The sequence below is a fragment of the Streptomyces solitudinis genome (assembly GCF_036323765.1).
Classification (GTDB): Bacteria; Actinomycetota; Actinomycetes; order Streptomycetales; family Streptomycetaceae; genus Streptomyces.
In genome coordinates this window covers 37,268-63,059 of record NZ_JAZDCW010000013.1, presented here as the reverse complement: position 1 = coordinate 63,059, position 25,792 = coordinate 37,268, and the positions used below count along the sequence as shown (strand labels likewise).

Annotated in this window: 15 protein-coding genes and 1 pseudogene; 9 read left to right on the top strand and 7 right to left on the bottom strand. The window is 70.3% G+C overall.

Going from position 1 to position 25,792, the window contains the following annotated elements:
- Nucleotides 1-190: 190 nt before the first annotated feature.
- Together V1J52_RS24780 and V1J52_RS24775 are read left to right on the top strand one after the other, a co-directional pair.
- Nucleotides 191-430: a DUF397 domain-containing protein gene (locus V1J52_RS24780; RefSeq protein ID WP_330142185.1), complete on the top strand. Its 240-nt coding sequence runs from the start codon at nucleotides 191-193 to the stop codon at nucleotides 428-430.
- A 50-nt stretch (nucleotides 431-480) separates the two neighbouring features.
- Complete coding sequence (locus tag V1J52_RS24775; protein ID WP_330142184.1) at nucleotides 481-1,422, top strand: helix-turn-helix domain-containing protein; 942 nt, start codon at nucleotides 481-483, stop codon at nucleotides 1,420-1,422.
- A 58-nt stretch (nucleotides 1,423-1,480) separates the two neighbouring features.
- Here the strand turns inward: V1J52_RS24775 and V1J52_RS24770 are convergent, their stop codons facing one another.
- From V1J52_RS24770 to V1J52_RS24760, 3 genes are all read right to left on the bottom strand, one after another.
- Nucleotides 1,481-2,287: an SAM-dependent methyltransferase gene (locus tag V1J52_RS24770; protein ID WP_330142183.1), complete on the bottom strand. Its 807-nt coding sequence runs from the start codon at nucleotides 2,285-2,287 to the stop codon at nucleotides 1,481-1,483.
- A gap of 155 nt (nucleotides 2,288-2,442) precedes the next feature.
- Nucleotides 2,443-3,012 carry a sigma-70 RNA polymerase sigma factor region 4 domain-containing protein gene (locus tag V1J52_RS24765; protein WP_330142182.1) on the bottom strand — a complete coding sequence of 190 codons (570 nt, stop codon included), beginning with the start codon at nucleotides 3,010-3,012 and terminating at the stop codon, nucleotides 2,443-2,445.
- Between the two features lie 629 nt (nucleotides 3,013-3,641).
- Entirely contained in the window at nucleotides 3,642-6,950 is a 3,309-nt protein-coding gene (locus tag V1J52_RS24760; protein WP_330142181.1) for an nSTAND1 domain-containing NTPase, read from the bottom strand.
- 613 nt (nucleotides 6,951-7,563) lie between these two features.
- On the opposite strand from V1J52_RS24760, the gene V1J52_RS24755 reads away from it, so the two are divergent.
- The 3 genes from V1J52_RS24755 (at nucleotide 7,564) to V1J52_RS24745 (ending at nucleotide 10,526) form a co-directional block, all read left to right on the top strand.
- Complete coding sequence (locus tag V1J52_RS24755) at nucleotides 7,564-7,992, top strand: hypothetical protein (RefSeq protein ID WP_330142180.1); 429 nt, start codon at nucleotides 7,564-7,566, stop codon at nucleotides 7,990-7,992.
- Between the two features lie 5 nt (nucleotides 7,993-7,997).
- Nucleotides 7,998-9,455, top strand: a complete 1,458-nt coding sequence (locus tag V1J52_RS24750) for a hypothetical protein (RefSeq protein WP_330142179.1) — start codon at nucleotides 7,998-8,000, stop codon at nucleotides 9,453-9,455.
- A gap of 219 nt (nucleotides 9,456-9,674) precedes the next feature.
- Complete coding sequence (locus V1J52_RS24745) at nucleotides 9,675-10,526, top strand: phosphotransferase enzyme family protein (RefSeq protein ID WP_330142178.1); 852 nt, start codon at nucleotides 9,675-9,677, stop codon at nucleotides 10,524-10,526.
- A 231-nt stretch (nucleotides 10,527-10,757) separates the two neighbouring features.
- Here the strand turns inward: V1J52_RS24745 and V1J52_RS26230 are convergent.
- The 4 genes and pseudogenes from V1J52_RS26230 to V1J52_RS24725 form a co-directional block, all read right to left on the bottom strand.
- Nucleotides 10,758-11,238: pseudogene (locus V1J52_RS26230) on the bottom strand (transposase family protein); the annotation flags it as partial.
- Between the two features lie 72 nt (nucleotides 11,239-11,310).
- Nucleotides 11,311-12,036, bottom strand: a complete 726-nt coding sequence (locus V1J52_RS24735) for a dienelactone hydrolase family protein (RefSeq protein WP_330142177.1) — start codon at nucleotides 12,034-12,036, stop codon at nucleotides 11,311-11,313.
- Between the two features lie 296 nt (nucleotides 12,037-12,332).
- Entirely contained in the window at nucleotides 12,333-12,944 is a 612-nt protein-coding gene (locus tag V1J52_RS24730) for an ATP-dependent Clp protease proteolytic subunit (RefSeq protein WP_330142206.1), read from the bottom strand.
- An 89-nt stretch (nucleotides 12,945-13,033) separates the two neighbouring features.
- Nucleotides 13,034-13,651, bottom strand: coding sequence for an ATP-dependent Clp protease proteolytic subunit (locus V1J52_RS24725; protein WP_330142205.1), 618 nt, complete (start codon nucleotides 13,649-13,651; stop codon nucleotides 13,034-13,036).
- Between the two features lie 1,634 nt (nucleotides 13,652-15,285).
- Here V1J52_RS24725 and V1J52_RS24720 point away from each other — a divergent pair.
- From V1J52_RS24720 to V1J52_RS24705, 4 genes are all read left to right on the top strand, one after another.
- Entirely contained in the window at nucleotides 15,286-16,341 is a 1,056-nt protein-coding gene (locus V1J52_RS24720; protein ID WP_330142176.1) for a methyltransferase, read from the top strand.
- A gap of 268 nt (nucleotides 16,342-16,609) precedes the next feature.
- Nucleotides 16,610-16,798: a hypothetical protein gene (locus V1J52_RS24715; protein ID WP_330142175.1), complete on the top strand. Its 189-nt coding sequence runs from the start codon at nucleotides 16,610-16,612 to the stop codon at nucleotides 16,796-16,798.
- A gap of 309 nt (nucleotides 16,799-17,107) precedes the next feature.
- On the top strand, nucleotides 17,108-24,340 hold the full coding sequence (locus V1J52_RS24710) for a non-ribosomal peptide synthetase (RefSeq protein WP_330142174.1): 7,233 nt from the start codon (nucleotides 17,108-17,110) through the stop codon (nucleotides 24,338-24,340).
- Nucleotides 24,337-25,512, top strand: a complete 1,176-nt coding sequence (locus V1J52_RS24705; protein ID WP_330142173.1) for an FAD-dependent monooxygenase — start codon at nucleotides 24,337-24,339, stop codon at nucleotides 25,510-25,512. Before V1J52_RS24710 ends, V1J52_RS24705 begins: the two co-directional genes overlap by 4 nt.
- Nucleotides 25,513-25,792 lie beyond the last annotated feature (280 nt).

The window sequence follows — 25,792 nt, the reverse complement described above, 5'->3', positions numbered from 1 at the left end:
GAGTGACGCGGCGGGTCATCCCTAAGAGGGACAGCGATGTTCGATTGTCCGGGTCTAGTATCCAGGTAACTGCTGCTCATGCGATTGCATGGTGGGATTGCATGAAGCTTTGGCCTGCCGGTTTGCGACGGACGCGAGCGGTGGAAAGAAGAAGGTCAGATGATCGAACGCAACGGTATGGAGGTGGCGTATGGAGCAGTACCGGAACGGCGTACCCGCTAGGTTTCTTGACGCGGTCTGGATCAAGAGCCAGAAGAGCACGGCGAACGGTCAGTGTGTTGAGCTGGCCGCCCTCGGGCAGGGCCGGGTGGCGATGCGCAACTCGACCGATCCGGACGGGCCGGCGCTGGTCTTCCTGGCATCGGAGATCGACGCGTTTCTGGACGGAGCGAAGAAGGGCGAGTTCGACGTTCTGTCAGTAGACAACTGACCGTTTTCAGCACACAGTTCGGCGGACACGCGTGACTCCGGCATGCCATCATGTGCCATGCCATTATGATTGGAGAGCGCGTGTCCGCCCGACCTGATGACTTCGTCCTGCCCTTTGTGTCTCCTCGTCGCCCCGACGTATCCCCGACCGCGGCCGGAATCCTGCTGGGGTCGGTTCTCCGCAGCATGAGGGAACGCCGCAAAGTGACCATGAAGGCGGCGGCCAAGACCATCAACGCCTCGGTGTCCAAGGTCAGCCGGCTGGAACGGGGCGACAGCCCGCCGGACGTGCGGGACGTGGCGGACCTGGCGAAGCGCTACGGGGCGACGGCGGAGGAGCGGAACCACCTCCAGTTCCTCGCGCGGCGGGCCAACGAGCCCGAGTGGTTCCACCGGTACCTGGACTACACCGCGTCCTGGATGCGGCGGCTGATCGGCCTGGAGTCGCAGGCCACCGAACTCACCACGTTCGAGGTGAAGATCGTGCCGGGCCTGCTCCAGACCGAGGAGTACGCCCGGCAGGTGATCGTGAACGGCCTGCGGGTCTCCGACGGCGAGGCCGTACAGCAGCGGGTGTGCCTCCGCGGCGAGCGCCAGGAGAGGTTCTTCGGCCAGAACGAGCCTCCGCGGGCGACGTTCCTGCTGGACGAGGCCGTTCTCTACCGTCAGGTCGGAAGCCGCGAGACCATGCGGCAACAGCTGGTCAAGCTGCGGGAACTCGCCGCCGACGAGCCGAACGTGCGCATCCGGTTCGTGCCCTTCGACAGCACCGTCGTCTCCAACCACGGCTCCATGACCCACCTGATCTTCGGAACGGCCGGTCCGGCGCCGATGGTGTACGTCGAAGGCCATGACGACGCCACGTACGTCACCAAGAGGGAAGACGTGGAGCGTCACGTGGAACTGCTCCTGCGGCTCAGCGAAGAAGCAGCCGCCTCGCGCCGGGTCAGCAACGACATGCTGCTCAGGGCCATCGAACGGTACAGCGACTAGGCGTTCGTACCCGTCGGCCGGCGTCCTCACGGCGAGCCGTGAGGACGCCGGCCTGGGATTACGGCAGCGGCACCTGGGCCAAGCCCCCGAAGTCGGTGATCTCGATGCTGCGCTGGCGTTGCTGCAGCTCGGAGACGGGCCGCCAGTCGGTGACGTCCACGAGCCCGGGCGGGTGGATGGTCAGCCCCTCGAAGAACTCCTCGACCTCGTGCCGTTCGCGGACCCGCCCCCAGTGGCCGCGGGTCTGCTCCAGCATCAGGTCCGTCACCGCCCGGCGGACCTTCTCGTCGTCGCTGACGAGATGGCAGAGCACCACGAAACTTCCCGGCCGCAGGCGCTCGACGACGCTGCGGACGACCTCCTTCGGCTTCGCCTCGTCAGGCACGCAGTGGAAGACGGAGACGTACAGCACGGCGACGGGCTGGTCGAGGTCGATGAGCCTCGTGAAGTCCTCGTGCGCGAAGACGTCGTCGGGCTTCGTCATATCGGCCGAGAGGATGGCCGTCCGCTCGTTCTCGTCGAGGATGGAAAGACCGTGGGCCATGACGACCGGATCATTGTCGACGTACACGACACGTGACGTCTTGTCCACGGACTGGGCCACCTGATGGACGTTGTTCTGCGTCGGAAGGCCCGATCCGAAGTCGATGAACTGCCGGATGCCGTGCTCCTCCACGAGCGAGCGGACCACGCGCTCCAGGAACCACCGGTTGTTGAGGGCCAGCTGTTTGATGGTGGGTGCGTGCCGTAGCAGCTCCTCGCCGGTCCTCCGGTCCACCTCGTAGTGGTACCGCCCGTCCAGGAGCCAGTCGTACATCCTGGCCGCGCTGGGCACCGTTAAGTCGACGCGCCGTTTTTCCGCCAATGACCTCTCCTGTGCGTGTGAAACTTTTCACGATTCAAGGGGTCATCGTAGAAGGGCAGGGCAAAATCCACCACCGCAGGATCGGGTGACGGTGGTACGGAATGGCGCGAACGGAGCGCTCATTGGCGAACGTTCACTCCGGAGCCGCTGGGTGGCTACGGAAGCGGGGCGTCCTCCTGGAGGTGCTCGTAGGTCGCGGCGGGCAGGCGCCGCCTGGCGGACTGGAGGAGGGCGGCCACGGCGGACCGGTCCATCCCCATCAGGTCGGCTGCCGTGCCCGGGGGCATGCGGAGCCGGTAACGCAGGAGCACCGCGTCGGCGGCCTCGTCCGGCAGCGTGCGGTACAGCCGGTCCACTCCGGCATGACGGCGCCGCACGCTCCGGCGCGCACCGCTGACCACCGTGCGGAGCTGGCGCCAGGCGTCCGCCGCCGGGCAGGGGGCCCGGAGCAGGTCGTCCCACTGGCCTGCGAGGGCCTCGAGCGTCGTCTCCACCGCGCCCTGGCCGGCAACGGCGTCGCGCAGGCGCGCGGTCGCGTACCGGAGGTAGTGGGCTTCGTGCAACTGCACGAACGCCTCGTATTCGCGGGTGCGTTGGCGGGGTATGGCCGCGAGGCCGCGGGGGCGGTGGGCCACGGTGGCCGCCCCACTGGCCGCGGCCGGGCGGCGGGGCCGCCAGGCGCCCGCCGCGTACGGAGGCGCGTGCTCGCTGCCGGTTTCCAGCACGGTGGTGTCCTTGGTCTCCAGAGCCGCGGGAGAGTGTGCCGCCGTTCCGTGACACGGTGTGGTGGCGGCGAAGGCCGTGGGAGTGCCCGCGCTGCACCGCGTGAGAGCGGCAGCGCGACATCCCCGTCAACAGGAGTGGAGTTGTACCGGGCGACAGGCTCGCGCTCCGGGGAACCGCGTGAGGGACCCGGCGGGAGAGCGGCGCCACCGCAGTGCCGACTGCGCCGGCCAGGAACAGAGCGGCCGGTCGCAGGAGTTCACAGCCGTCTTCTGGCCATGAAACTGCACCGGAATAGTGACGTGGCTGATACCGTGTAATGGCCCGGAGGGCGGTTGCGCGCACCCTCGGCGGATTCGTCAAGCATTCGTGTTCCCGTCTTGATTCCTTCGCACCCCTGGGGATGGCTGTCACCATTCCCCGGGGGCGGGCCCCTTCCGTGCGGAGCCAGAGGAACGCTACCGTGATCCGCTCTGCGATCGGCCGCTGATGGCTGCTCGTGCAAAGTCACATACTACGAGTACCTCGGGCGAGTGGCGTGGGTGCGGGAATGTCGAACGCTACGCCGGTATTTCGCGTGTGCGTTCTCCTTAAAGCCTGTGCCGGGAGTGAGGGAAGGGGCTTGGCCCGCCTACCCGCCCGCCTCTCGCCGCCGCGTCTCGCACGCCTCCCGGTAGCCGAGCCGCGGCAGGTGCACCTCCCACTCGGCCCGGGTGAGGACGCCGCCGGTGCGCTCGCAGACGGTGTCGGCCGCACGGTCCGCGTCGAGGGTCCACACCCGGGCCGTCAGGTCGTAACCGGCCGAGGCGAGGGTGTCCCCATCCGGGCTGAACGCGACGGAGGTGACGGTCCGGAGGTGGCCGGTGAGTTCCCCGCCGGCGGACTCGGCGCGGGCCGGGTCGGCCACGTCCCACAGCCGGACCGTGCGGTCGCCACTGCCGGTGGCCAGCGTCCGGCCGTCCGGGGCGAAGGCCACGGCGTTGACCGGCCCGCGGTGCCCGGACAGTTCCGGCCCCGCCGGCCGCACGCGGTCCGCGCGCCGTACGTGCCACAGCCGCACCGTGCGGTCGCCGCTGCCGGTGGCCAGCGTCCGGCCGTCCGGGGCGAAGGCCACGGCGTTGACGCTCTGGTCGTGCCCGGTGAGAGCCGCGCCCGCGGTCCGCGCCCGCGCCCCCTCGCCCGCGTGCCACATCCGCGCGGTGCCGTCCTCGCTGCCGCTGGCCAGGACGCGGCCGCCGCGTGCGAAGGCCACGGAGGTGACGGCGTCCCGGTGGCCGCGCAGCGGTCCGCCCAGTGGCCGGACGCGGCCGGGCCGGGACGCGTCCCACAGCCGCACCGCGTGATCGCGTCCGCCGCTGGCCAGCGTGCGGCCGTCCCCCGTGAACGCGACGGCGAGGGCGCCGCCGTGGTGCGCCTCCAGCGGTTCGCCGAGCGGGGCGGGGTGGTCCGGCGCGGTGAGGTCCCACAGCCGCACGGTGCCGTCCCCCGAGCCGCTGGCCAGCGTGCGGCTGTCCGGGGTGAACGCGATGGCCAGCACCTCGTCCTCGTGGCCGGTGAGCGTGCGCGGTATCCGGCGCGGACGGCCCGGGACGCCCACGTCCCACAGGCGGATCAGTGCGTCGTCGGTGCTGGCGGCGGCGAGCAGCCGCCCGTCGGGGCTGTAGGCGACGGCGGTCAGAGGGTTGGTGAAATCGGTCAGGACGGCCGGCGGCCGGTGCCAGAGGCGGACGCTGCGGTCGGCCCCGGTGCTGGCGAGTGTGCGGCCGTCCGGGGCGAAGGCCACCTCCCACACGGCCTCCGTGTGGCCGGCCAGGGGCTCCGCGAGCTGCTGCGGATACGCGGGATCGGCCACGTTCCACAGGAGGGGGGAGTCGTCCTCGCCCGCGGTCGCCAGGGTGCGGCCGTCAAAGCTGAACGCCAGCGACAGGACGGGCGCGGTGTGCCCGGCGAGCGGTTCGGTCAGCGACTGGAGGCGGCCCGCGGGAGACACGTCCCACAGCCGCACGGTCTCGTCGAACCCGGCCGTGGCCAGCGTCCGGCCGTCCGGGGTGAAGGCCAGCGTCCAGACGGAGGCGGTGTGGGCACGCAGCGGCTCGCCGAGCGGTGCGATCCCCTCCTCCCGGCTGAACCGCCACATGCGTACGGACCCGTCGAACCCGGCGGTGGCCAGGAGTTTCCCGCCCGGGGCGAACGCGACGGCGCGCACGCTGCCCTCCCCGGACCCGTCGGCCTCGGCGGTGAGGCGGCCGAAGACGGCGTCGTCCCGTTGGGCCTGCGCCGCGGTGCGCGCCTGGAGGGCGACGACGGCGGTGCCGGTGGCGAGCAGTACCAGCGCGACGAGCAGGGCCACCGTCGTACGGCGCAGGCGCGCGGCGCGGTGCCGCCGCCGCAGCGAGGCGTCGAGGAACTGCCGCTCCCACGGGGTGAGCGCGTCGGCCCGGCCGTCCTCGCGGCCCTTCCGCGCGGTGCCGGGCGGGAAGGCGTCACGGGCGGCGTCCAGACGCGTGCCGGCGTAGAGCGCGGCGTTCTCCCGGCCGAGCGAGCGCCAGGTGCGGGCCGCCTCGGAGAGCGAGCGGTGGACGCGCAGGCGGTCACGTTCGGCGTCCGTCCATCCGCGCAGGCGGGGCCAGGCGGTGATCAGGGACTCGTGGGCGAGGTCGACGGTGTCGTCGTCGGAGGTGACGAGGCGGGCGCGGACCAGGCGTTCCAGGACCACGCGGGTGCCGGCGGGGTCGCCGAAGCCGAGTTCCGCGTGCTCGGCGGGCCGGCGTGTGTCGGGTGTGCCGTTCCCGGGGGCGACGAGGCGGAGCAGGATGCGGCGGGCCAGCTCGGCCTGGGACGCGGTGAACTCGCCGTACACCTGTTCGGCCGTGCGGACGACGGCGCCGTGCAGTCCGCCGGCCGCCGTGTAGGCGGCCTCGGTCAGGACGCGGCCGTTGCGGTGGCGCCAGGTCTCCAGCAGGGCGTGCGACATCATCGGCAGCCCGCCCGGAGCGCCCTCGACGTCGTCCAGGACGCGGTCGGTCAGGGACCGTTCCACGACCAGTCCCGCCGCGGCGGCCGGGCGGACGATGGCCTCCCGCAGCTCCGCGCGGCTCATCGGCCCGGCGAGCAGCGTGGCGTCCTGTAACGCGGCGGTGAGACCGGCGTGCTCGGCGCAGCGGCCGAGGAAGTCGGCCCGCACCGCGAGGACGACGCGCAGGCGGCTGCCGGTGTCGGCGGCGGCGACGAGGCGGTCGATGAAGGCGTCCCGGTCGGCCGGTTCGGCGCCGAGGGTGTACAGCTCCTCGAACTGGTCGACGACCAGCCAGGTGTCGGCGTCGGTGCCGGGCACGGGCGTGAGCCGGTCGGCGTGTGTGCGCAGCGGGTCGGCGCCCGGCGTGAGGATGCGCACCGCGGCGGGAGGGGCCGCACCGCCCCCTTGGCCCGCGCCGTCGCGCGGAGTGCGCAGCCGGGGGATCAGCCCGGCCCGCAGCAGCGAGGACTTGCCGCTGCCGGAGGGGCCGAAGACGGCGGTGAGGCGGTGCTCGCGGGTCAGCCCGACGAGCCGGTCCACGAGCTGGTCGCGGCCGAAGAAGAGCTGGGCGTCGTCCGGTTCGAAGCGGGTCAGGCCGCGGTACGGCGGCCGGGCACCCCCGGCGCGGGCGGTCTCGGCGGCCAGCTCGGCCGACGCCTTGTGCCAGCGGCGCTCCCACTCGGCGACGTCGCCGCCGCACGCCTGCACGTAGGCGAGTGCCACCGCGCGGGTGGGCAGGTGCTTCCCGGCCGCCGCCTGCGACAGGGCGGTCACCCCGTACCGTGCCCGCCGGGCCATCGCCCGGTACGTCGGCCTGCCCGCGGACTCGCGCAGCGCGCGCAGCCCGGCGGCGAACCGCGGTACGGCTCCGGCCTCCGGGTCCAGCTCGCCCTCGGCGCGCCCCGGCCCTAATCGTCCCGACACGTTCCCGTCCTGTCCTCGGCCAGCCACGTCACCGCTCCGGCCTGTGACCCAGCGCGTCCGCTCAGGCGCCCACGGTAGGGAGTCGCGGCGGGTGGCCGCAAGCGAGGGCCGGAGCTGCCGGTGGGCGAGGTACGGGCGTTTACCCGATCTGCGCGATTCCTCCCGGGTGGTCCCCGCCCGGTGCGCGCCGGGCAGGTTGTTTAGCCCTGGCCGGGGGCCTGCTGAACAACGGCGTCCGGCGGTCGCATGTTGGAGGGACGCGGCCGGGACGGGCCGCGGCGCGGTCCGGGTCCGGCGCGGACTCCGGCCGCCTTCCCACCACAGACCGGTAGACCGGCACCGACCGAAGGAGAGACATGCACGGGGGATCTCACGCCCGGCGCCGCGCCGAGGGGTACGGCGCGCAAGCGTACGCGGCGACGCACGCGGCGGCCCGGGCGGCCGGACGCGGCCGGACACAGGGACGGCCCGCGCGGCAGCGTCCGCGCGGTGGACCGGGCCCGTGTCCGCACAGCACCCTCCCGGCCGACGGAAGCACGAGGTGACCCCGGTGCAGAGCCCTTCCTGCCCGCCCGCTCCGTCCGCCCGGCCCGGTCCGCCGGAGTCGGCGCGTATGCCGGCGGCCCTCGTCCTGGTCCTCGTGGTCGTCGCCCTGCACGCGCTGGGGACGGCCGTCGGCGGCTGGGCGCTTCTCCAGGAGAACACCGGCAAGCAGGAGCACGGGCAGGACCTGCTGATGCCGATGGGCATGGCCTGGTCCGTGGCGCTGTGCTGCTGGGGACTGGCGGTGCTCCTGGCGGTCTGCGTCGTACGGGCCCGGAAGCGACGGCCCTGGGTCCGCGTGGTGTTCGCCGGGTGGCTGGGCCTCGTGGCGTTCTCGACGCTCCTCGGCGTTGTCGGCTCGCTGGCCTCCGGTGGGCCCAGCCTCGCCGTGCTCGTGCTCTTCGGCGTCGACGTGTCGGCCCTGTGGCTGGTGCTCGGCGACACCGTCCACCGCTGGTTCTCCGTACGCGGCCCGGCTCCGACTCCGTCCCGGGGGTGACCACCATGGACGACCCGACGCACACCCCCGGCCCGGGCCGGCCGCCCGGCGAGCAGCCGGAGCCTCCCGGGCCGCCGCGCAGCACCCCGGCGCCGTGTGACCCGGTGGCGGCGGCGCTCGGCAACGCCTCGCTGCTGGGCATCGGATACCTGCTGCTGGGCCACCGGCGGCTCGCCGCGCTCGCCGCGCTCGGCACCGTCTTCCTCCTGGGGCTCACCGCCTCGGCCGCCGCGGCCTGGTGCGAGGCCGTGCTGCTCCTGTGGTGGACGGCCGGTACCTCCCACGGCTGGTTCCTGGCCCGTCGGCGCGCGCGGCACGCCGTACGGCGCGGGCAGCGCGTGGGCACCCTCACCGTGACGGTCGCGGTGCTGCTGTCCGCGGTGCTGCTGCGCGTCGACGCGTACGGGATCGAGGACCGCGTGCGCGAGGCCCGCGAAGGGGGCGACTGCGAGGCGGCCGTGGCCGCGCAGGGCGAGGTGTGGTTCGGCCACCGCGTCGCGGGAGGACCGGCGGTGCAGCCCGGCGACGCGGTGGTCGCGGCGTGCCACCGGCTGGAGCGGGCCGCGGACACGCTGGCCGCCGGACGGAGCGGGAGCACCGAGGACCTGGAGCGCGGCTTCGGCATCCTCGCCCATGTCCTGGAGGAGCCCGGGAACGGGCAGACCGTCCGCACGGTCCTGGACGCCTTCCTCGGCGGCCTGCCCACCGAAGACGCCTGTGCCACCGCCACCGTCGCCGGCTGGCTCCGCGAGCGCGAGCCCACCGGCGACGTACTGGACCGGTCCGCCGAGACCGCCGGGCGCACGGAACCCGCCGCGCTGCTGGGGTGCGGCGACGACCTGATGAACGGGGACAAGTGGCAGCGGGCACGAGTGCGCTATCAGCAGCTCCTCGACACGTACCCGGACGACGCCCGTACGGAGCGGGCGCGCGGCGGCGTGCGGAAGGCCACGCTCGCCATCGAACTGGAGGAGGTGGGCCGCCTGGTCGCGGACACGCACAGCGCGAGTTCGGGCTACTGCGACGCGCCCGCGAAGTACAGCGGTGCCCCGCCCCACCGCAAGGGTCTCAACCGGGCGCTGTTCCTCGGCGACTCCGAGTACACCGGCAAGCTCCCCGACGGCTGGCGCACCAGCGACCCCGCCCAGGCCGCGCTCGTGGTCTGCGCGGACACGGCGGAGAACGGAGACGCCGTCGAGACCTGCTACTACGAGAACAAGCGGCACGAGAGGCTCCCCCACGAGGTGACCTTCCGCAAGGTCAGGATCCCGCTGAAGGTCTACGCACTGCGCACCGGTGAGCGCGTCGACCCGCGCGAGGTGCAGATCAGCGGGACGAGCTGCCCGAGGACGCTGCTGTACGAGTACCGGATCGGGTACGACTTCGGCCCCGGTGGCGACGAGTTCGTCTCCACCACCACCTCCGGCATCCGGGACGCCTTCACTCCGGTCGTCAAACGGTGAGCGGCCCTCGTCCTCGGCCATCGGACGAGGGCGGGCCGCAGCCCTCACACCGAGCCCGTCCAAACCGTCAGGGACGGAGCCTGGGCGGATGTCGACCTGCCCTGGCCCGGCGGCAGGACGGTCCGCACGCCCCGAGGGGAGTGACGCCCCCGCACAAGCCGGCCCCGTGCCTGACGCGGACGAGGAAACCGCCAGCGGCCGGTGTGCCACGATGTGCGGATGGAGTCGTCCAACGTGACGCGTGCGGTGGCGGCTGCGACGTCGGTCGCCACATCGCTCGGCCTGCCAGTCAGCGACGCAGTCGTGCTCCACAACTCGAACAAGCTGGCACTGCGGCTGACGCCGTGCGACACCTTCGCCCGGGTCGCACCTGTGGGACAAGAGGTCGCACAGTTCGAGGTCGGGCTCGCCCAGCGGCTCGCCGGGGCCGGGTCCCCGGTGTGCCCCTTGGAGCCCCGGGTGTACACGCGTGAGGGCTTCACCGTGACGCTGTGGACCTACTACGAGCCCGTGACACCTCACGTCTCACCAGCCGACTGCGCCAGGGCGCTGGAACTGCTGCACGCCGGCATGCGCACGGTCGATATGCCGAGCCCGCGGTTCACGGACCGCATCACGGAGGCGGTGGAGGTCGTCGCCGACCCGGCTCGCTCGCCGGAGCTCGCCGACGCGGACCGCGTCCTCCTCGGCGGCAGGCTCACGAGCCTGCGCCGGGCGATCGAGCAGCGCGGCGCCGTGGAGCAGCTGCTGCACGGCGAGCCGCATATGGGCAATGTGCTCAGCACGAACGACGGTCCGTTGTTCATCGATTTCGAGACGTGCTGCCGTGGCCCCGTGGAGTACGACCTCGCCCATGTTCCCGCGGAGGCCTGCGAGCACTACCCGGACATCGACGGAGGGCTGCTGGACGAGTGCCGACAGCTCGTCCTCGCGGTGGTCGCGGCGTGGCGTTGGGAGTTGGGCGACGCGTTCCCGAACGGGAGGCTCTTCGGAGAGGAATTGCTGTGCGCGCTGCGCGACGGTCCTCCTTGGCTGACACTCGACATGATGAACAAGCGACTGGGCCTGTAGAAGCGCGTCTGAGGCCAGGCCCGGGCCCTGCACGCCTACCTCTTCTGGTGAAACCAGAACACCCGCCGCCCCAACGTTCTCGCCGCCCGACGACGCGAACGTTCCCGGCCACAGCGCGAGCAGGGCTTGGTCACGTCGGTGCGGGGTCTGGCATGTCGCGGTGACAGGTGGGGCAGGCGCCGGTCCAGGCCGCGCGCAGTGTCCGCAGCTCGCGGACGACTCGGCAGAGGCTCAGGCCGACGCCGTCTCTTGTGGGGACCGGCTCAGTCGTTGCAGGGTGCAGAAGGCGTGGGCGACCGAGACGAGGGTGACGCGGTGGCCAGCCTGGCCAGGTTCGGCCTTCGAAACGGGCCAGGCCCGAGGGCCTGTTTACTCTCGCGGTAGTCGTTCTCGATGCGCCAGCGAAGCTTCGCGGTGCGCACGAGGACGGGCAGCGGGGTGATCCCGGGCAGGTGGGAGAGCCAGAACTGCACGGGCTCGTCCTGGTCGGCGGGCCATTCGGCCAGCCGCCAGCGGACCGGAAGCCCGGTGCCGGCCGTGGCTCTTCCCTCCACTGCGCCGGGCGCGCGGAAGCTTTGCCGACTGCGATGAACAGGCTCTTCACCCTCTGCGCCGGCTCGGGGCAGGCAGAAACCCGCCGTCGGCCCCGGCCGGGGCAGGCCGGAGCCGACGGCCGTGCGACCTCGGATTGCACGGTGGTCGTGGTCGGGATGCGCCGCAGCCGGGCTGCCCCCGGCCGGGCGCGGGCCCGCTCCGCGTCCCGGAACGCCGGTGGCCGGACAAGTCACTCCGCTACGGGTACGCACTCGGTGAGCAGGCCGACGACATCGCGCCAGGCGCGCTGCGCGTGTCGTGGGTGATGGCCGACGCCGGGGAGCACGGCCTGGTCGACCGGCGGGTGGTGGAAGGCGTGCAAGGCGCCACCGTAGACCACGAGGCGCCAGTCGACGCCCGCGGCTTGCATCTCGGCGGTGAAGGCGGCCCGTTGCGCGGGCGGCATGATCGGATCTTCGGATCCGACCCCGGCCCACACCGGGCAGCGGATGCGCGCGGCCTCGCCCGGCCGGCCCGTGGTCAGCGCGTTGACTGTTCCGATGGCTCGCAGATCGACGCCGTCGCGCCCGAGTTCCAGCCCGATGGCGCCCCCGGTGCCGTAGCCGACGGCGGCGATCCGGCCGGGGTCGCTCCTCGGTTCGGCGCGCAGCACATCGAGCGCCGCGTGGCCGATACCCCGCATCCGGTCAGGGTCGGCGAGCAAAGGGGTCGTGTGCGCCAGCATCTCCCTGGGATCGGTGAACCAGCGCCCGCCGTTGATGTCGAAGGCCAACGCCACGTATCCCAGCTCGGCCAGGGCGTCGGCCCGGCGGCGCTGGAAATCGTTCAGCCCCGGCCCCTCGGGCCCGACCAGAACCGCGGGCCGGCGACCGACACCGGCGGGGAGCGCGAGGTGCCCGATTATCGTGAGGCCGTCGGCCGGGTACTCGACCGTGCGCGTGGTAACCGCCGTCATGAGGACGGACTGTAGCGACCGACGCCGTTGATCTCGCGTAGCAGCGCGGCCATGGCTGGTCGTGCCGCGCCCCTTCACCCGGATGGCTGAGCCGACTCAGAAGGCCGATCGGCGGCGCGGCCGTCCCCGGAGCTCGTCCCCTTCCTCGTTGTGAAGGGCCGTGCGCACAGGTGACGTCAGCGCCGACCCGAGCGACGCGGTGTTGCGCGGGGTCGAAAGGGCCCCAACATGGACAGGGGCCGGAGCGTTTTGCCCCGACCGCTGTCGCTATAACGCCATAAGAACATGTACGGCCGTCAAGACGCTCCGGGGATCGAACGAGGCGCCACCACGTGATCGATCAGCCCGTACTCCATGGCCTCCTGGGCGGTGAAGATCTTGTCCCTCTCAACGTCCGCGGAGATCTGCTCCAGGGTCTGCTTTGAGTGTTCCGCCAGCACCTTCTCCATGAGCCGGCGCAGCCGCTCGATCTCATTGGCCTGGATTTCCAGGTCGGACACCTGGCCCTGACTTCCCTGACTGAACGGCTGGTGAATGAGCACCCGAGCACTCGGCAGTGCCATCCGCTTTCCCGGCGTGCCTGCGGCAAGAATGACCGCGGCGGCGGAGTTGGCCTGACCCAGGCAGACGGTCTGGATGTCAGGCTTGACGAACTGCATGGTGTCGTAGATAGCGGTGAAGGCCGAGAAGGAGCCACCAGGGGAATTGATGTAGAGGGAGATGTCCTGGTCCGGGTCCATGGCTTCCAGGCAAAGCATCTGCGCCATGACATCGTTGGCCGACACATCGTCGACCTGGCTGCCGAGGAAGATCACCCGTTCGTCGAAGAGCTTGCCGTACGGATCCAGTTCCCTGGTTCCCTGCGAGGTGCGCTCCACGAAGCTCGGAACGATGTGGCGACTTTTCATGGGCGTGTCCCGGGCTTGAGATAAGAATTCAATCGGCTGCACTGAGCGCGACACCTCCATACGAAGGGGAGTCGTGGTTCCACCACGCATCATCCAGCGGACTGGCCCGGGAAGTTGCTGTCGCCCGGCGTCCCCGTGGCACGGGTCATGATGTCGTCGATGAGGCCGTACTCCTTGGCCTCGACCGGCGTGAACCAGCGGTCCCTGTCCGAGTCCTGGGTGATCCGCTCCGGAGTCTGGCCGGAGTGATGGGCGGTCAGCTCGGCCATCTCCCGTTTCGTCTCCCGAAGCTGCTCGGCGTAGATCCTGATGTCCGTGGCAGAACCGGCGAGCCCGGCCGACGGCTGGTGCATGAGAATCCTGGTGTGCGGCAGCGCGAATCGCTTGCCCGGCGTGCCGGCTGTGAGCAGGAACTGGCCCATGGACGCGCAGAACCCCATGGCGATGGTGACGACGTCGTTGCGGATGTACTGCATCGTGTCGTAAACCGCGAGACCGGCCATCACCGAGCCGCCGGGGGAGTTAATGTAGAGGTAGATGTCCCGGTCCGGATCGGCGGCCAGCGTGAGCATTTGGGCCGTGATCTGGTTCGCGATTTCGTCGTCGACTTCCTTGCCCAGGAAAATGATGCGGTCACTGAGCAGGCGGTTGTAAATCTGGTCGCCGAACGCGGCGCCGCCGTTGGGGTTGTAGGCATACGGTGCCATCGACGATGCCGGGTGGTGGAACTTCGCGTCACTCATGTCTTCCCCTGTTCTTGACCGATCCCCAGGCACCCCAGGGAAACTGCGTCGGGCATGCGATGGTTGAACTCGCCTCCCCAGTCTCGTATGAAGCTAACACGTTCACACGTCACGGAACGCGACTCCGTCTGTCGTTCGCTGAGAGCGGAGCAGGCCTCAAACCCTCGCTGTGTCAAGGGTGTTGGGCTCTGGCCGCAAACCGCCGACTTGACACGCAGCCTCGCAGGTGCAGCGACGCCTTTCAGTCAGATCCCCGGCGCTTTGCCTGGTCCTGGGTGCCCGCGGGGCCGGGCCTCCATGGCCCGGCCCCGTCGGATCATTCGCGCGAAATGGACAGGTGTGGCTTGTTCGGCGGCGTGGCTGGTGTCCACATAGGCGGTCTTGAAGTCGGCCTTGGTCTTGCGGCTGATGCGGCGGTGGACGGTCTGAACGGACCGGGGGCACCGCGAGGAGTGGGTGGTTGGCCGTGCGGACCGTCACCCGTCCGTGACCACACGGCGGGCCGCGTCCCGTCGCGGATTCCCGTACTCGCCGGACGACGATTGCGGCGACGGGGAGAGTGCTGTTGACGGTGCGGTCGCGCTCGACGGCCCTTCGCTGCCGGCACTGGGTGGTGTCGACGGTCGGTGGGCGGCCACCTGTCCGGCGTCGACGGTTGGCCCGCCGGCCGGCGCGGGCTCCTGCCGCGTGCTGATGCACACGGCAGCCCGGCTGGGGCCCGTTGCCACGTGCCCGCCGATGAACGGCCCCCGTTGATCACCTTGCCGTGATCGGCCCACTCCTCCGGGCCTGCCGCCCATCGGCGGCGGAGGCTCACTCTTCCGCCACTGCGGGCCGGCCACGTCACGTCGCCACACCGTGCCCGACGCATGCCCACTCCGACGCTTCGCCCACCTCGCCCGTCAAGAACGCGTCGCGTCACATGCCATAGCGAACGATCATCTCGCCGTAGCGGTGCAGAAGCTGACGCAAAGTCAGCGCGCGCGTGCTCGTCGTTCTGTCCGCTTCAGACGAATCATACAGTTATCTACCATTTATGGACTGGAGCATTTTCAGCCGTGTGGTCGGGGGGATTCCGGTCCGTCCTCAGGGCTTCAACGGCCTCAGTGGCGGGATGTAGAAGGGAGTGCCGCACGATTCACGCCATTGATCAAGGGGTGCTGACTTGAGAGGCCTTGTGTGAACCCTAAATCTGCTGTTGCCTTTTGCGGAGGGAGGTGCTGACGATGCAGAAGACGGGGGAGAGGCGGCACTGCTCGCCCAATGCATGCGTCGCTGGGCCAAGACAAGGGGCGGGGCTCGCTGTCGAGGACGCCGCCTTGCCGGCCCGGCACCTCGCCGAGAACGGCGACGTCGCCGCCGCGCCGCGCGACTGCGAGGACGAACGCCGTGCGCCGTGCGCGCTCGCTGGACGCAGAACAAGGCGCATTCCAAAAAGGTGCACTGGGAGTGCCGGCTGCGGACGACGATCCGCAGCACCTGCTTTCGTTGCCGGCTCCGAGCGGCCGTCGCTCCGCAGAGCCGGATGATGCCGAACTTCACCACGACTCGGCCGAGGGCGAGCGCCCGTGGCCTGCGATTTTGTGAAGGGGAACGCCATGACCGAACCGTCGTCGAAAGCGTTGGACGAACTCTGGAATCTGGTCTACACCAGCTTCCGATTTCCGTTTATGCATGCCGCCCAACGGCTGGGTTTATTCACCCTGCTCAAGGACCGGCCAGGCAGCACCCTTGACGAAATAACCGACGCGTTGGGGCTGGAAAAGCGTGCGGGGCACGTGCTGCTGCTGGGATGTTGCGCGTACAAACTCGTCAACAAGGAAGGCGACGGGTACCACAACACCGCCGCGACCGACCTCCTGGCCGGTGACCAGGACGCTTTCATGCCCGTCATCGTCCGTTACACCCACCAGATGCTCTACCGGCCGGTCGGCTGGCTCTACGAATCGTTGGTGGAGAACGAGAACCTGGGGATGGACCGCGAGCTGCTCGCCGGATCGTCGGCGACCACGCTGTACGAGCTCCTCGCCGAGAACGAGGATCTCGAGAAGGTGTTCACCGCCATGATGGAACACCAGAGCCGCTCGGTGGTCGAGGACCTCGTCAACGCCGTTGACTTCTCGTCGTACCACCGCGTTCTGGACGTCGGAGGGGGAACCGGAACCAACGCCATCAGCTTCGCCGAGCGATGGCCGCACCTCCAGGCGACCATTCTCGAACTGCCGAACGTGGCGAAGCTGGCTAACGACCGGATTGCCGAGGCCGGCCTGTCCGAGCGGGTCCGCGCGATCGGGACCGACATCATGCAGGACGAGTTCCCCACGTCGTCCCACGACTGCGTCGTGTACTCGCGGTTCCTCGAAATCTGGTCCCCGGAGCAGGTCCAGAACCTCTTCGCGAAGGCCTACCGAGCGTTGGAGCCGGGCGGTCACATGGTGATCGTCGCCTGCGCCCAGGACGACGACGAGACCGGCCCCGCCCACGCCGCGTTCATGTCGGCGTACGTCCAGACGGTCGCGTCACCCGAGGGCCGCATTTACACGGCGCAGGAGTTCGAGCAGTGGTACACCGAAGCAGGTTTCGAGACGATCGACCGCCAATACCCTGGACGGTTCGACGTCATCCTTCGCGCCCGCAAGCCTGAGCTCGGCTGAGCCGTCGTAGTCAAGCCGGGAGTCAGCTCGGGGCACGCCGCGCCGGCCCGGCTGCGCGGGACCCTCTGGACCGGTGTGACGGATGCGCCAACGGGCCTGTCCGCGCCGGGGCGGGGTGGGTATGCCTCGCTCGCCTTCTTGATGCCATCGCCGCCGCCAGGCCTCTCGCTCGGAGCGGCTCCCGGGAAACGCCTCGGGGCGGCAGCGGGCAATCGGGAAGCGCGGCGGGAAAAGCAGGGAAGATTCAACGGGGGCTTGAAACATCGGCATGCTCGGGTCGCCCAAGTGGCACGAGGGACTGCTGAAGCTCGCCAAGGTGCACCTCAACGAGATCGCCATCATGCCGGCGATGCGGAACCATTTCCATGAGTTCTGCCACAGCGAGGTGCCCACGCTCACCGCCCCCGAGCGTCGGCGCGGCGTTCTCGTCTTCGCCGGCTCGGCGAAGGACGATTAGACCTGCATCGAGCGTAAGAAGTCGGTTTCGCTGCTTATCGAGCCGATCTCGCAGTATGCGAACGTCACCGTCACCGAGATCGGACTCGACCGGTCGACCTTCATTCGCCGGTACTTCACCGCACTGGAATTAATCCAGTATCTGACCCTTGATTTCGGGAGGGCGTGGGAGACGAAGTCGCGCAATCTCATCTCCGAGGCGGCCGGGAATCCCTGGTATCGCGGCAGCACGAGCGCCGCGGAGAATGCTCGCTGAGGCACACGCACAGCTAATGCATTAAACGAAACAGCCGAGGAAAATGGAGCGATCGTGAATCTCCGGGGGCGTAAGTCTCTAACGGCCTATCAGCAGGACATCTGGGCAGCGCACTCTCTCTACCCGGATCTCCCGCAGTTCAACTGCTTCATCACCGACCGGTTCACAGGCGAGGTCGACATCGACCTGCTCAAGGAGTGCCTGCGCCGTGCGGCCGACCGCAACGACGCGTTCCGGCTCCGGATCGACCCGGAGGACGGAACCCCGAGCCAGTGGGCCGAGCACGAGGCGTTCGACATCCCGACGGTCGACCTCTCCGGGGCTGCCGAGCCACGTACGGCCTGTGATGAGTGGATCAAAGACGCGTTCGATGTCCCGTTCGAGGTTGAGCGCTCCCGGCTGTTCATGATCGCGGTCCTCAAGGAGCGCGAGGACGTTGTTCACACGTACGTCAAGGTGCATCACATCGTCGCCGACGCCTGGGGCTTGAACCTGTTCATGTCCCAGGTCCGCGCGGAATACGACCAGGTGCGGCGGACCGGAGGGATCAGCGAGCGGTCCGCGCCGTCGTACCTGGACTTCGTCGAGGACGAGCGCCGCTATCAGGGTTCGGACGATCACCAGCGGGACCGCGAGTTCTTCCAGGAACAGTTGAAGGGCGTCGTCCCCGCGTTCTTTCGCCGCGCCGCGCCGGCCGGCTTCCGGCGGAGCGCCCGCCACAGCTTCCTGATAGAACGCGGCGTCATCGACGGCATACGTGAACGCGGTCACTCAGTCTTCGCTTTCGTCGCCAGTGCCTTCTCCGTCTATCTCTCCCGGGTGCACGGCAGCGACGAGGTCGTTCTGGGCGTTCCGCTGCTGAACCGGCCCACCGACGGCCAAAAGCAGACCGTCGGCCATTTCGCCAACACCTTGCCACTGCGGGTGGCCCCGGGCGGAGACCGCACGATGAGCGAGCTGGTCGCCGGGGTACAGGCCGCGACCAGGGAGCTCAAACCACACGAACGATTCTCCCTGGGTGACCTGCTGCGCTCGGTACCGCTTCAGGACAGCGGCCCCAAGCGACTGTTCGACACCACCATCGCCTACCTGCGCTGGCCCAGTCCGCTCGACGTGCAGGGCGTGGCGTACGAAACCGTCGTGCAGGCCCGCGCACACGACGACGACGTACTGGCGGTCGTCGTCAACGAGCTCGACGACGTGAGCGACGTCCTGGTTGACATGGACTACGCGCTCGACGTCTTCGACACGGACTTCCCCGTCGAGTCGGTGGCCACCCACATCGAGACGATCCTCAAGGGCGCCCTCGCCCGGCCGGACCGCCCGCTGTCAGAGGTCCCCATGATCAGCGAAGCCGAGCGCGCCGCCCTGCTCACGACGGGCAGTGGCCCGGTGTCCGACTTTTCCCGGGACACCACGGTCCACGCGCTCTTCGAGCAGCAGGCGGCCAGGACCCCCGACCGGTTGGCTGTCGTCACGGACGATCCCGCCCAGTCGCTCACCTTCGCCCAGCTGGACGCGTGGGCGAACCACGTCGCGCACCAGTTGCGCGGCGACGGCGTGGAGGCCGGCGACCGGGTGGCCGTGGCGGCCGAGCGCAGCCCGCAACTGGTCGCGGCGGTCCTGGGCGTGCTCAAGGCAGGCGGCGCGTACGTACCGGTCGACCCGGGCCACCCCGCGGAACGGGTCAGGTTCCTGCTCGCCGACAGCGGGGCGAAGGCCGTGCTGCTGGGCAGTACCGTGTCCGGTTCCCTCGTGGGTGACGCAGCGCCCGTACGGAACCTGGACGCCGCCCCGCGTGCCGCGTCCGCCCCGCCCGGATGCTTCGGCGGTCCGGACGAGCTGGCCTATGTCATCTACACTTCGGGGTCCACCGGGCAGCCCAAGGGCGTACAGGTCGAGCACCGTTCCGTGGTGAACCGCCTGGAGTGGATGCAGCGCGGCTACCCGGTCGGTGACGAGGACGTCCTGCTCCAGAAGACACCGGCGACCTTTGACGTCTCGGTGTGGGAACTGTTCTGGTGGGCGATCACCGGCGCCGGACTGGCGCTGCTTCCGCCCCAAGGCGAGCGGGACCCCAAGGCCATCCTCGGGACGGTCAAGGCGCACCGGGTGAGCGTGGCGCACTTCGTGCCCTCGATGCTCGGCCCCTTCCTGGACCTGCTCGAAGCGATTCCGGCACGCGTCGACGACATCGCCTCCCTGCGCCTGGTGTTCTGCAGCGGTGAGGCGCTGACGCCCTCTCAGGTGAACCGGTTCAACCGTGCCTTCACCGCGGCCGGTGCCACCACACCACGGCTGGTCAACCTCTACGGCCCGACCGAGGCCACGGTCGACGTCACCCACTACGACTGCCCGGGCGACGCGGCCGAAGAAGTCCGGCGGGTTCCGATCGGGCGGCCGATCGACAACATCCGGCTCTACGTGACCGGGGCGCACGGCGACCTGCAGCCCGCCGGGGTGGCCGGTGAGCTGTGCATCGCCGGCGTGGGCGTGGCGCGCGGCTACCTGGACCGGCCCGAGCTGGACTCGGCGGTGTTCGTGGCCGACCCGTTTGTGGCCGGCGGTCGGATGTACCGGACCGGCGACCGGGCGCGATGGCTCGCGGACGGCACCCTCGAATACCTGGGCCGCCTGGACGACCAGGTCAAGATCCGTGGAAACCGGGTGGAGCTCGGCGAGGTGCGCGACCGGCTGGCGGCCTTCCCGGGCGTCCGGGACGCGATCGTCGTGGACCGGGACTCATCGACTCGCGGCGTCCACTTGGTGGGCTATTACGTCGCGGACGAGGAGGTGCGGCTCGCGGACCTCCGGGCCCGGCTCCTGGAGTCGCTGCCGGAGTTCATGATCCCGTCCTTCTTCGTACGGATCGACCACGTCCCACTCACTGCGAACGGCAAGGCCGACCGACGGCGTCTGCCCGCTCCCGCCGTAGAGGCGGACGCCAAGGGCGCGGCGCCGGCCAACGAGATCGAGGCGAAGATCGCGGCGGCCTGGTCGGTCGTCCTCGAAACCGACGGGATCGGCGTCGACCAGGACTACTACTCCCTGGGCGGGGACTCGATCCTGATGCTCCGCATCCAGGCGGAGGCACGGCGCGCGGGCATTCACTTCACCCTGGCCGACATGGTCCGGCATCCCACCGTGGCGGCGCTCGCCGAGGTGGCGACCACTTCGTCGCCGGAGAGCCCATACGCCCCGCTGGAGCCGTTCGCGCTGGTGGCAGGGGTCGACCGCGCTCGGCTGACCGGCCTGGCGGACGCCTACCCGGCGACACGGCTTCACCTCGGCCTTCTCTACCACAGCCGGGAACACGAGAAGACGGCCGTCTACCACGACGTCTTCTGCTACTCCCTCAAGACGGTCTGGGACGAGGAAGCGCTGCGCCGCGCCTTCGACAGCCTGGTCCGGCGCCATCCGGTCCTGCGCTCGGCATTTGATCTGGGCAGCTACTCCGAGCCCTTGCAACTCGTCCACCAGGAGGTCGACGGCGGACTGCAGATCGCGGATCTGCGCGGTCTCAGCGACAAGGAGGCGCGGGCCGAGGTCGCCCGGCACGTCGAGGAGCGGCGGTACCACGATTACCGGCTGGACCGCCCGCCGCTGTACTTGTTCCGCGCGCATGTCCTGGACACCTCCGTGGAGCTGGTGTTCAGTTTCCACCACGCGATTCTGGACGGCTGGAGCGTGGCCACCCTCGTCCGCGAACTGCTCCAGGACTTCCTCCACCACGCCGGACAGCCCGTCGCAGCCGTCCCGCCGGGACCGCTGCCGTCCCCCGCCCTCTACGTACGTGAGGAACGGCGAGCCCTCTCCTGCGACCTCACCAGGCGCTACTGGGAGCGGCTGCTGACCGGCGCCGAACTGGCCCAGATCGATGGGTTCCGGCCGTACGAACCCGCGGGTGACGAGGGGATCATCGTCCACCATGTGGAACTGCCCGACGGCCTGGGCACCCAGGTGCGGCACCTGGCGCGCACTCAGGGACTGCCCGTCAAGTCCCTGCTGCTGGCGGCGCACTGCCTGACGCTGCGGCTGTACTCCGACACGCTGGACATCACCACCGGCCTGGTCACCGGCGGACGGCCGGAGGAAGCCGACGCTGAACGAATCACCGGCCTCTTCCTGGAGACGCTGCCGCTGCGCCTCGACACCCAGCCGCGCACCTGGCTCGACTCGGCACGCGAGGTCTACCAGCAGGAGCGGGAGAGCCACCCCCACCGGCACTACCCGCTCAGTGCGATCCAGGGAGACCGCGGCGGGGATGTGATCTTCGAGACGGCCTTCAACTACGTCCACCCGCACGTCCTCACCTCGCTTTTCGAGGACACCGGCATGGAGCTGACCGACTTCAGGACCTGGGAGGAGACGAACTTCAAACTCCTGGTCAACGCGGTGGTAGACCCCGTGGACGGACGCCTGTGGCTGCGCATGGACTGCGACGGGCGCACCTTCTCCCGGGCACAGGTGGAGAGCATCGGCCGGACGTATCTCGCCGTCCTCCAGCAGCTGGCGGAACACCCCGACGAGGGGGTGGCCTTCGCCTTCCTGCGCGATCCGCAGACCGAAGCGGCACTGCTGTCCGCCCCCACCACCGTCCCCGGCACTGGCGGGGTCACGCCCGAGAACGTCATCCGGCGGATCGGCGGGCACGTGGCGCGCACCCCCGACGCGGTGGCCGTCTCCTGCGGATCGCGCCAGTGGACGTACGCACAGCTCGACGACGCCGCGAACCGAATAGCTCGAGGCCTGATCGGCGCCGGAGCCCGGCCCGGGGCGACCGTCGGCATCGCCATGGACCGGTCGCCCGAAACGCTGGCCACCGTGCTGGGGGTCGGTAAGGCCGGCGCCACGTGCGTCCCGCTGGATGTCAGCTACCCACAGGCCAGGCTCGCGGCGATGGTCGCCCAGGCCGATCCAGTGCGGATCATCACGCACGCCACGCACGCGCACCTCTTGGAGGACTCCTCCCGGCTGCTGTACGTGGACGACCTGCTCGCCGCCGAGCCGGGACCCGGCGGCTGCCCGGAACTGCCGGAGATCACCGGCGAGACCGTCGCCTACCTGCTGTTCACTTCCGGATCCAGTGGCGAGCCCAAGGGGGTCGAACTCCCGCACCGGGTCCTCGCCAACTACATGGAGTGGCAGGTCCCCTCCGCCAGCGGTGCGGCGGGCGGCAAGACCCTGCAGTTCGCGCCGCTGAGCTTCGACGTGGCGTTCCAGGAGATCTACTCCACCCTGTGCGGCGGCGGCACCCTCCAGCTGCTCGCCGAGGAGGAGCGACGCGACATGCAGGCGCTGCTGCGCCTTCTGGACCGCGAGGAGGTGGAGCGGGCCTTCATGCCCTGCGTCGCGCTCCAGCAGCTCGCCGAGACCTCCCAAGCGCTGGGGATCCGGCCTCGCGCGCTGCGGGTCGTGGTCTCCTCCGGCGAGCAGCTGCGGGTCACCGACGAGATCCGGCGGTTCTGCGCCGCGCTGCCGGGCACCGTGCTGGAGAACCAGTACGGACCGACCGAGACGCATCTGCTGACCCGCCACACGATGACCGGCGAGCCGGCCGCCTTCCCCGACCTGCCGCCCATTGGCACCCCGATCGACGGGATCGAGATCTACCTGCTCGACGGACTGATGCGGCCGGTGCCACCCGGCGCGAAGGGGGAGGTCTACGTCGGCGGAGTGTGCCTGGCGCACGGTTACCGCAACCGGCCTGATCTCACCGAGCAGCGCTTTGTACCGCATCCCTCCGGCGAGCCGGGCGCCCGCCTCTACCGCACCGGGGACCTGGCCAGGGTCATGCCCGACGGAAACCTCGTGTGGCTCGGCCGTGCCGACTCCCAGGTGAAGGTGCGCGGCTTCCGGGTCGAGCTCGCCGAGGTGGAGATCGCGATCGCCAAACTCGCCGGGGAGCAGCCCGGCATCCGCGAGGCCGCGGTGGTGGCCAGGCGCCGGGAAGGCGCCGACGCGTTCCTCGCGGCGTTCCTGGTCGGCGATGCGGCGGCCGTGGACCTGGACGAGGTGCGCTCCCGCCTGCGCGCGGTGCTGCCGGACTACATGATGCCCTCGTACCTGGAGTGGCTGCCGAGTCTGCCCCTGACACCCAGCGGCAAGCGGGACGACGCGCTGCTGCGCCGTATGCCGCTCGCCGCGCCGTCAGCGGACACCACCCCGCCGGGTGACGAGTACGAGAGGGCGCTGGTGGACATCCTGGCGGAACTGCTGGAGCTGCCCTCGCTCGGGGTACGGGACAACTTCTTCGATGTCGGCGGCACCTCGCTGACCGCGATGAGGCTGGTGATGACGATCGAGAAGCGGTACGGCGTCAGCGTCCCGCTTTCCGCGTTCGTCGCGGCGCCTACCGTGTCCGGGCTCGCGGAACGGCTGCGGGCCGGGGACTCGGGAGCGGAGTTCGACCCCGTCGTGCCGATCCGCGCCCAGGGCAGCAAGCCACCCCTGTTCCTGGTACACCCTCTCGGCGGCCACGTCCTGTCCTACGTACGCCTCGCCCGTCACCTGCCGGAAGACCAGCCGGTCTACGCGCTGCAGGCTGCCGGGACCGTCCCCGGAACGGAACCGCTCAGCTCCGTCCCCGAGCTGGCCGACAGCTATGTGAAGGCGATGCGCCGGGCGTGCCCGGAAGGCCCGTACGTCATCGGCGGCTGGTCGTTCGGTGGCTTCATCGCCTTCGAGATGGCGCGTCAGCTGCGGCGCACCGATCCGGACGCCCTCCGGGGCGCCGTGCTGATCGATCCGATTTTCGTCAAGCAGGGAGAGCGGCCCGACATCGCCGATCACTCGCTGCTGGAGTGGTTCTTCTGGGAGCTGCTGTGGATGGAGCGCGGCGGGACTGCGCCGGTGGTCTCGCTGCCGGACGGGCTGGAGGAGGAGGCGAAGTTCGACTTCATCGTTGAACACGCCACGGAGGCCGGCGTCCTGCCGGCGGCCAGTTCACGCACCACCGTGCGGCGCCTGTTCCGGATGTTCAAGGCGCACTGGCACGCGATTCTCTCGTACCAGCCCGAACCGGGCGACGAGGACCTGGTACTGCTCCGCGCCCACTCGGAGCTGCCGGAGATCCTCCAGCCGATGCACGGAGCCGCACAGAGCCTGCACGAGGACCCCACCAACGGATGGGGAGCCCTGACCACCGGCCGGCTGCAGGTGGTGGACGTTCCCGGCGACCACTTGGTCCTGCTGGAGGAACCGCACGTGAGCACCGTCGCCCAGAGGGTGGCAGAAGTGATGTCCGGCCGCCTCACAGGGCGGCCGGCCGAGAGGAGCGGGACATGACCCAGCACTCCCCACACAAGGCCCTCATCATCGGGGCCGGGATCGGCGGGCTGGCGGCCGCGGCCACGCTGCGCCGGGCCGGCGTCGAGGTGCAGATCTTCGAACGGGCCCCCGAGCTGCGCCCGGGGACGACAGCGGTCTCCTTGATGGCCAACGCGATCCTGGCGTTGCGCGCCCTGGACATCGACATCGCTCCGGGGCTGGACAAGCGCGGTGAGGTCTTCGACGAGCTGAAGTTCCTCACCAAGCGCGGCAGACCGATCAGGACGCTCCCCTTCCGCGAACTCGCGGACCGGCTGGGCGCGTCGAACTACGCCGTCCACAGGGCTGATCTCCAGCAGACGCTGCTGGACGCGCTCGGGAACGACCAGGCCATCGAACTCAACGCCGCGGCAACGGGCTTCGTTTCCGGTGACGACGGGGTCGAGGTGACCTTCGAGGACGGGCGGACGGCCTCGGGCGACGTCCTGATCGGCGCGGACGGTTTCAACTCCGCGATCCGCCGCCAGGTGGCGGACGCCGATGAGCCACGGCCCGGCAACTACGCGTGCTGGCTGGCGACGGTGCCCTTCAGCCACCCGCGGATGACCAAGGGCTACGCCGCGCACTACTGGGGGCGTGGCCAGCGCTTCGGCCTCGCCGACATCGGTCACGGCCGCGCGTACTGGTGGGGGACGAAGAACGTCCCCGTTGGGGCCTCCGGGCGCCTGCGGCGGGGCAAGGAGGGGCTCACCGGCCTCTTTGCCGGCTGGGCCGACGAGGTACAGGAGGCGATCCGGGTCACCCCCGAGGAGACGATCGTCCGCATCACCGCCCAGGACCGCCCGTTCCTGTCACGGTGGGGCAGCGGACGGATGACCCTGCTCGGGGACGCGGCGCACCCGATGTTGGTGAGCCTCGGCCAGGGCGCGGCGCTGGCCATAGAGGACGCCGTCGTCCTCGCCCAGCACCTCAAGGGGGCAACGGATCTGTCCGCGGCCCTGCGCGCCTACGAGGACGAGCGCCGGCCGCGGACCGAGGCACTGGTCGGCGCGGCCCGTGCGCTCAGCGAGACCGAGCAGCTGGAGGGCGCGGCCTCGTCCCGGTTGCGCGACCTCTACTTTCGGTTCGTGCCCCTGTCCAAGCTCACCAGCCAGAACGAAGCGGTCCTCACCTGGCCCCCACTGGGCTGACCACACCCCCTGACTGCTGATGGCCGACCCGCGGGTGGACGTACACGTGCCCGCCCGCGGCCGCACCGGTATCCGCACTCTTCGTAGGGGCGAGTCATGGATCTGTCCCAACCGCTGTTCGCCCTCGCCCGTTCGCCGCCGACGCCCGAGCGGAAGCTGCGCGGCTGCTTGCGGCCAGCCCGGTCGACGTGGCCGGTGTGCCCGTCTGGGCGGTCAGCCGCCAGGCCGTCGCCCAACAGATTCCTGAGGGCCCGCGCTAGCGTTACGCAATTCCTTGTCG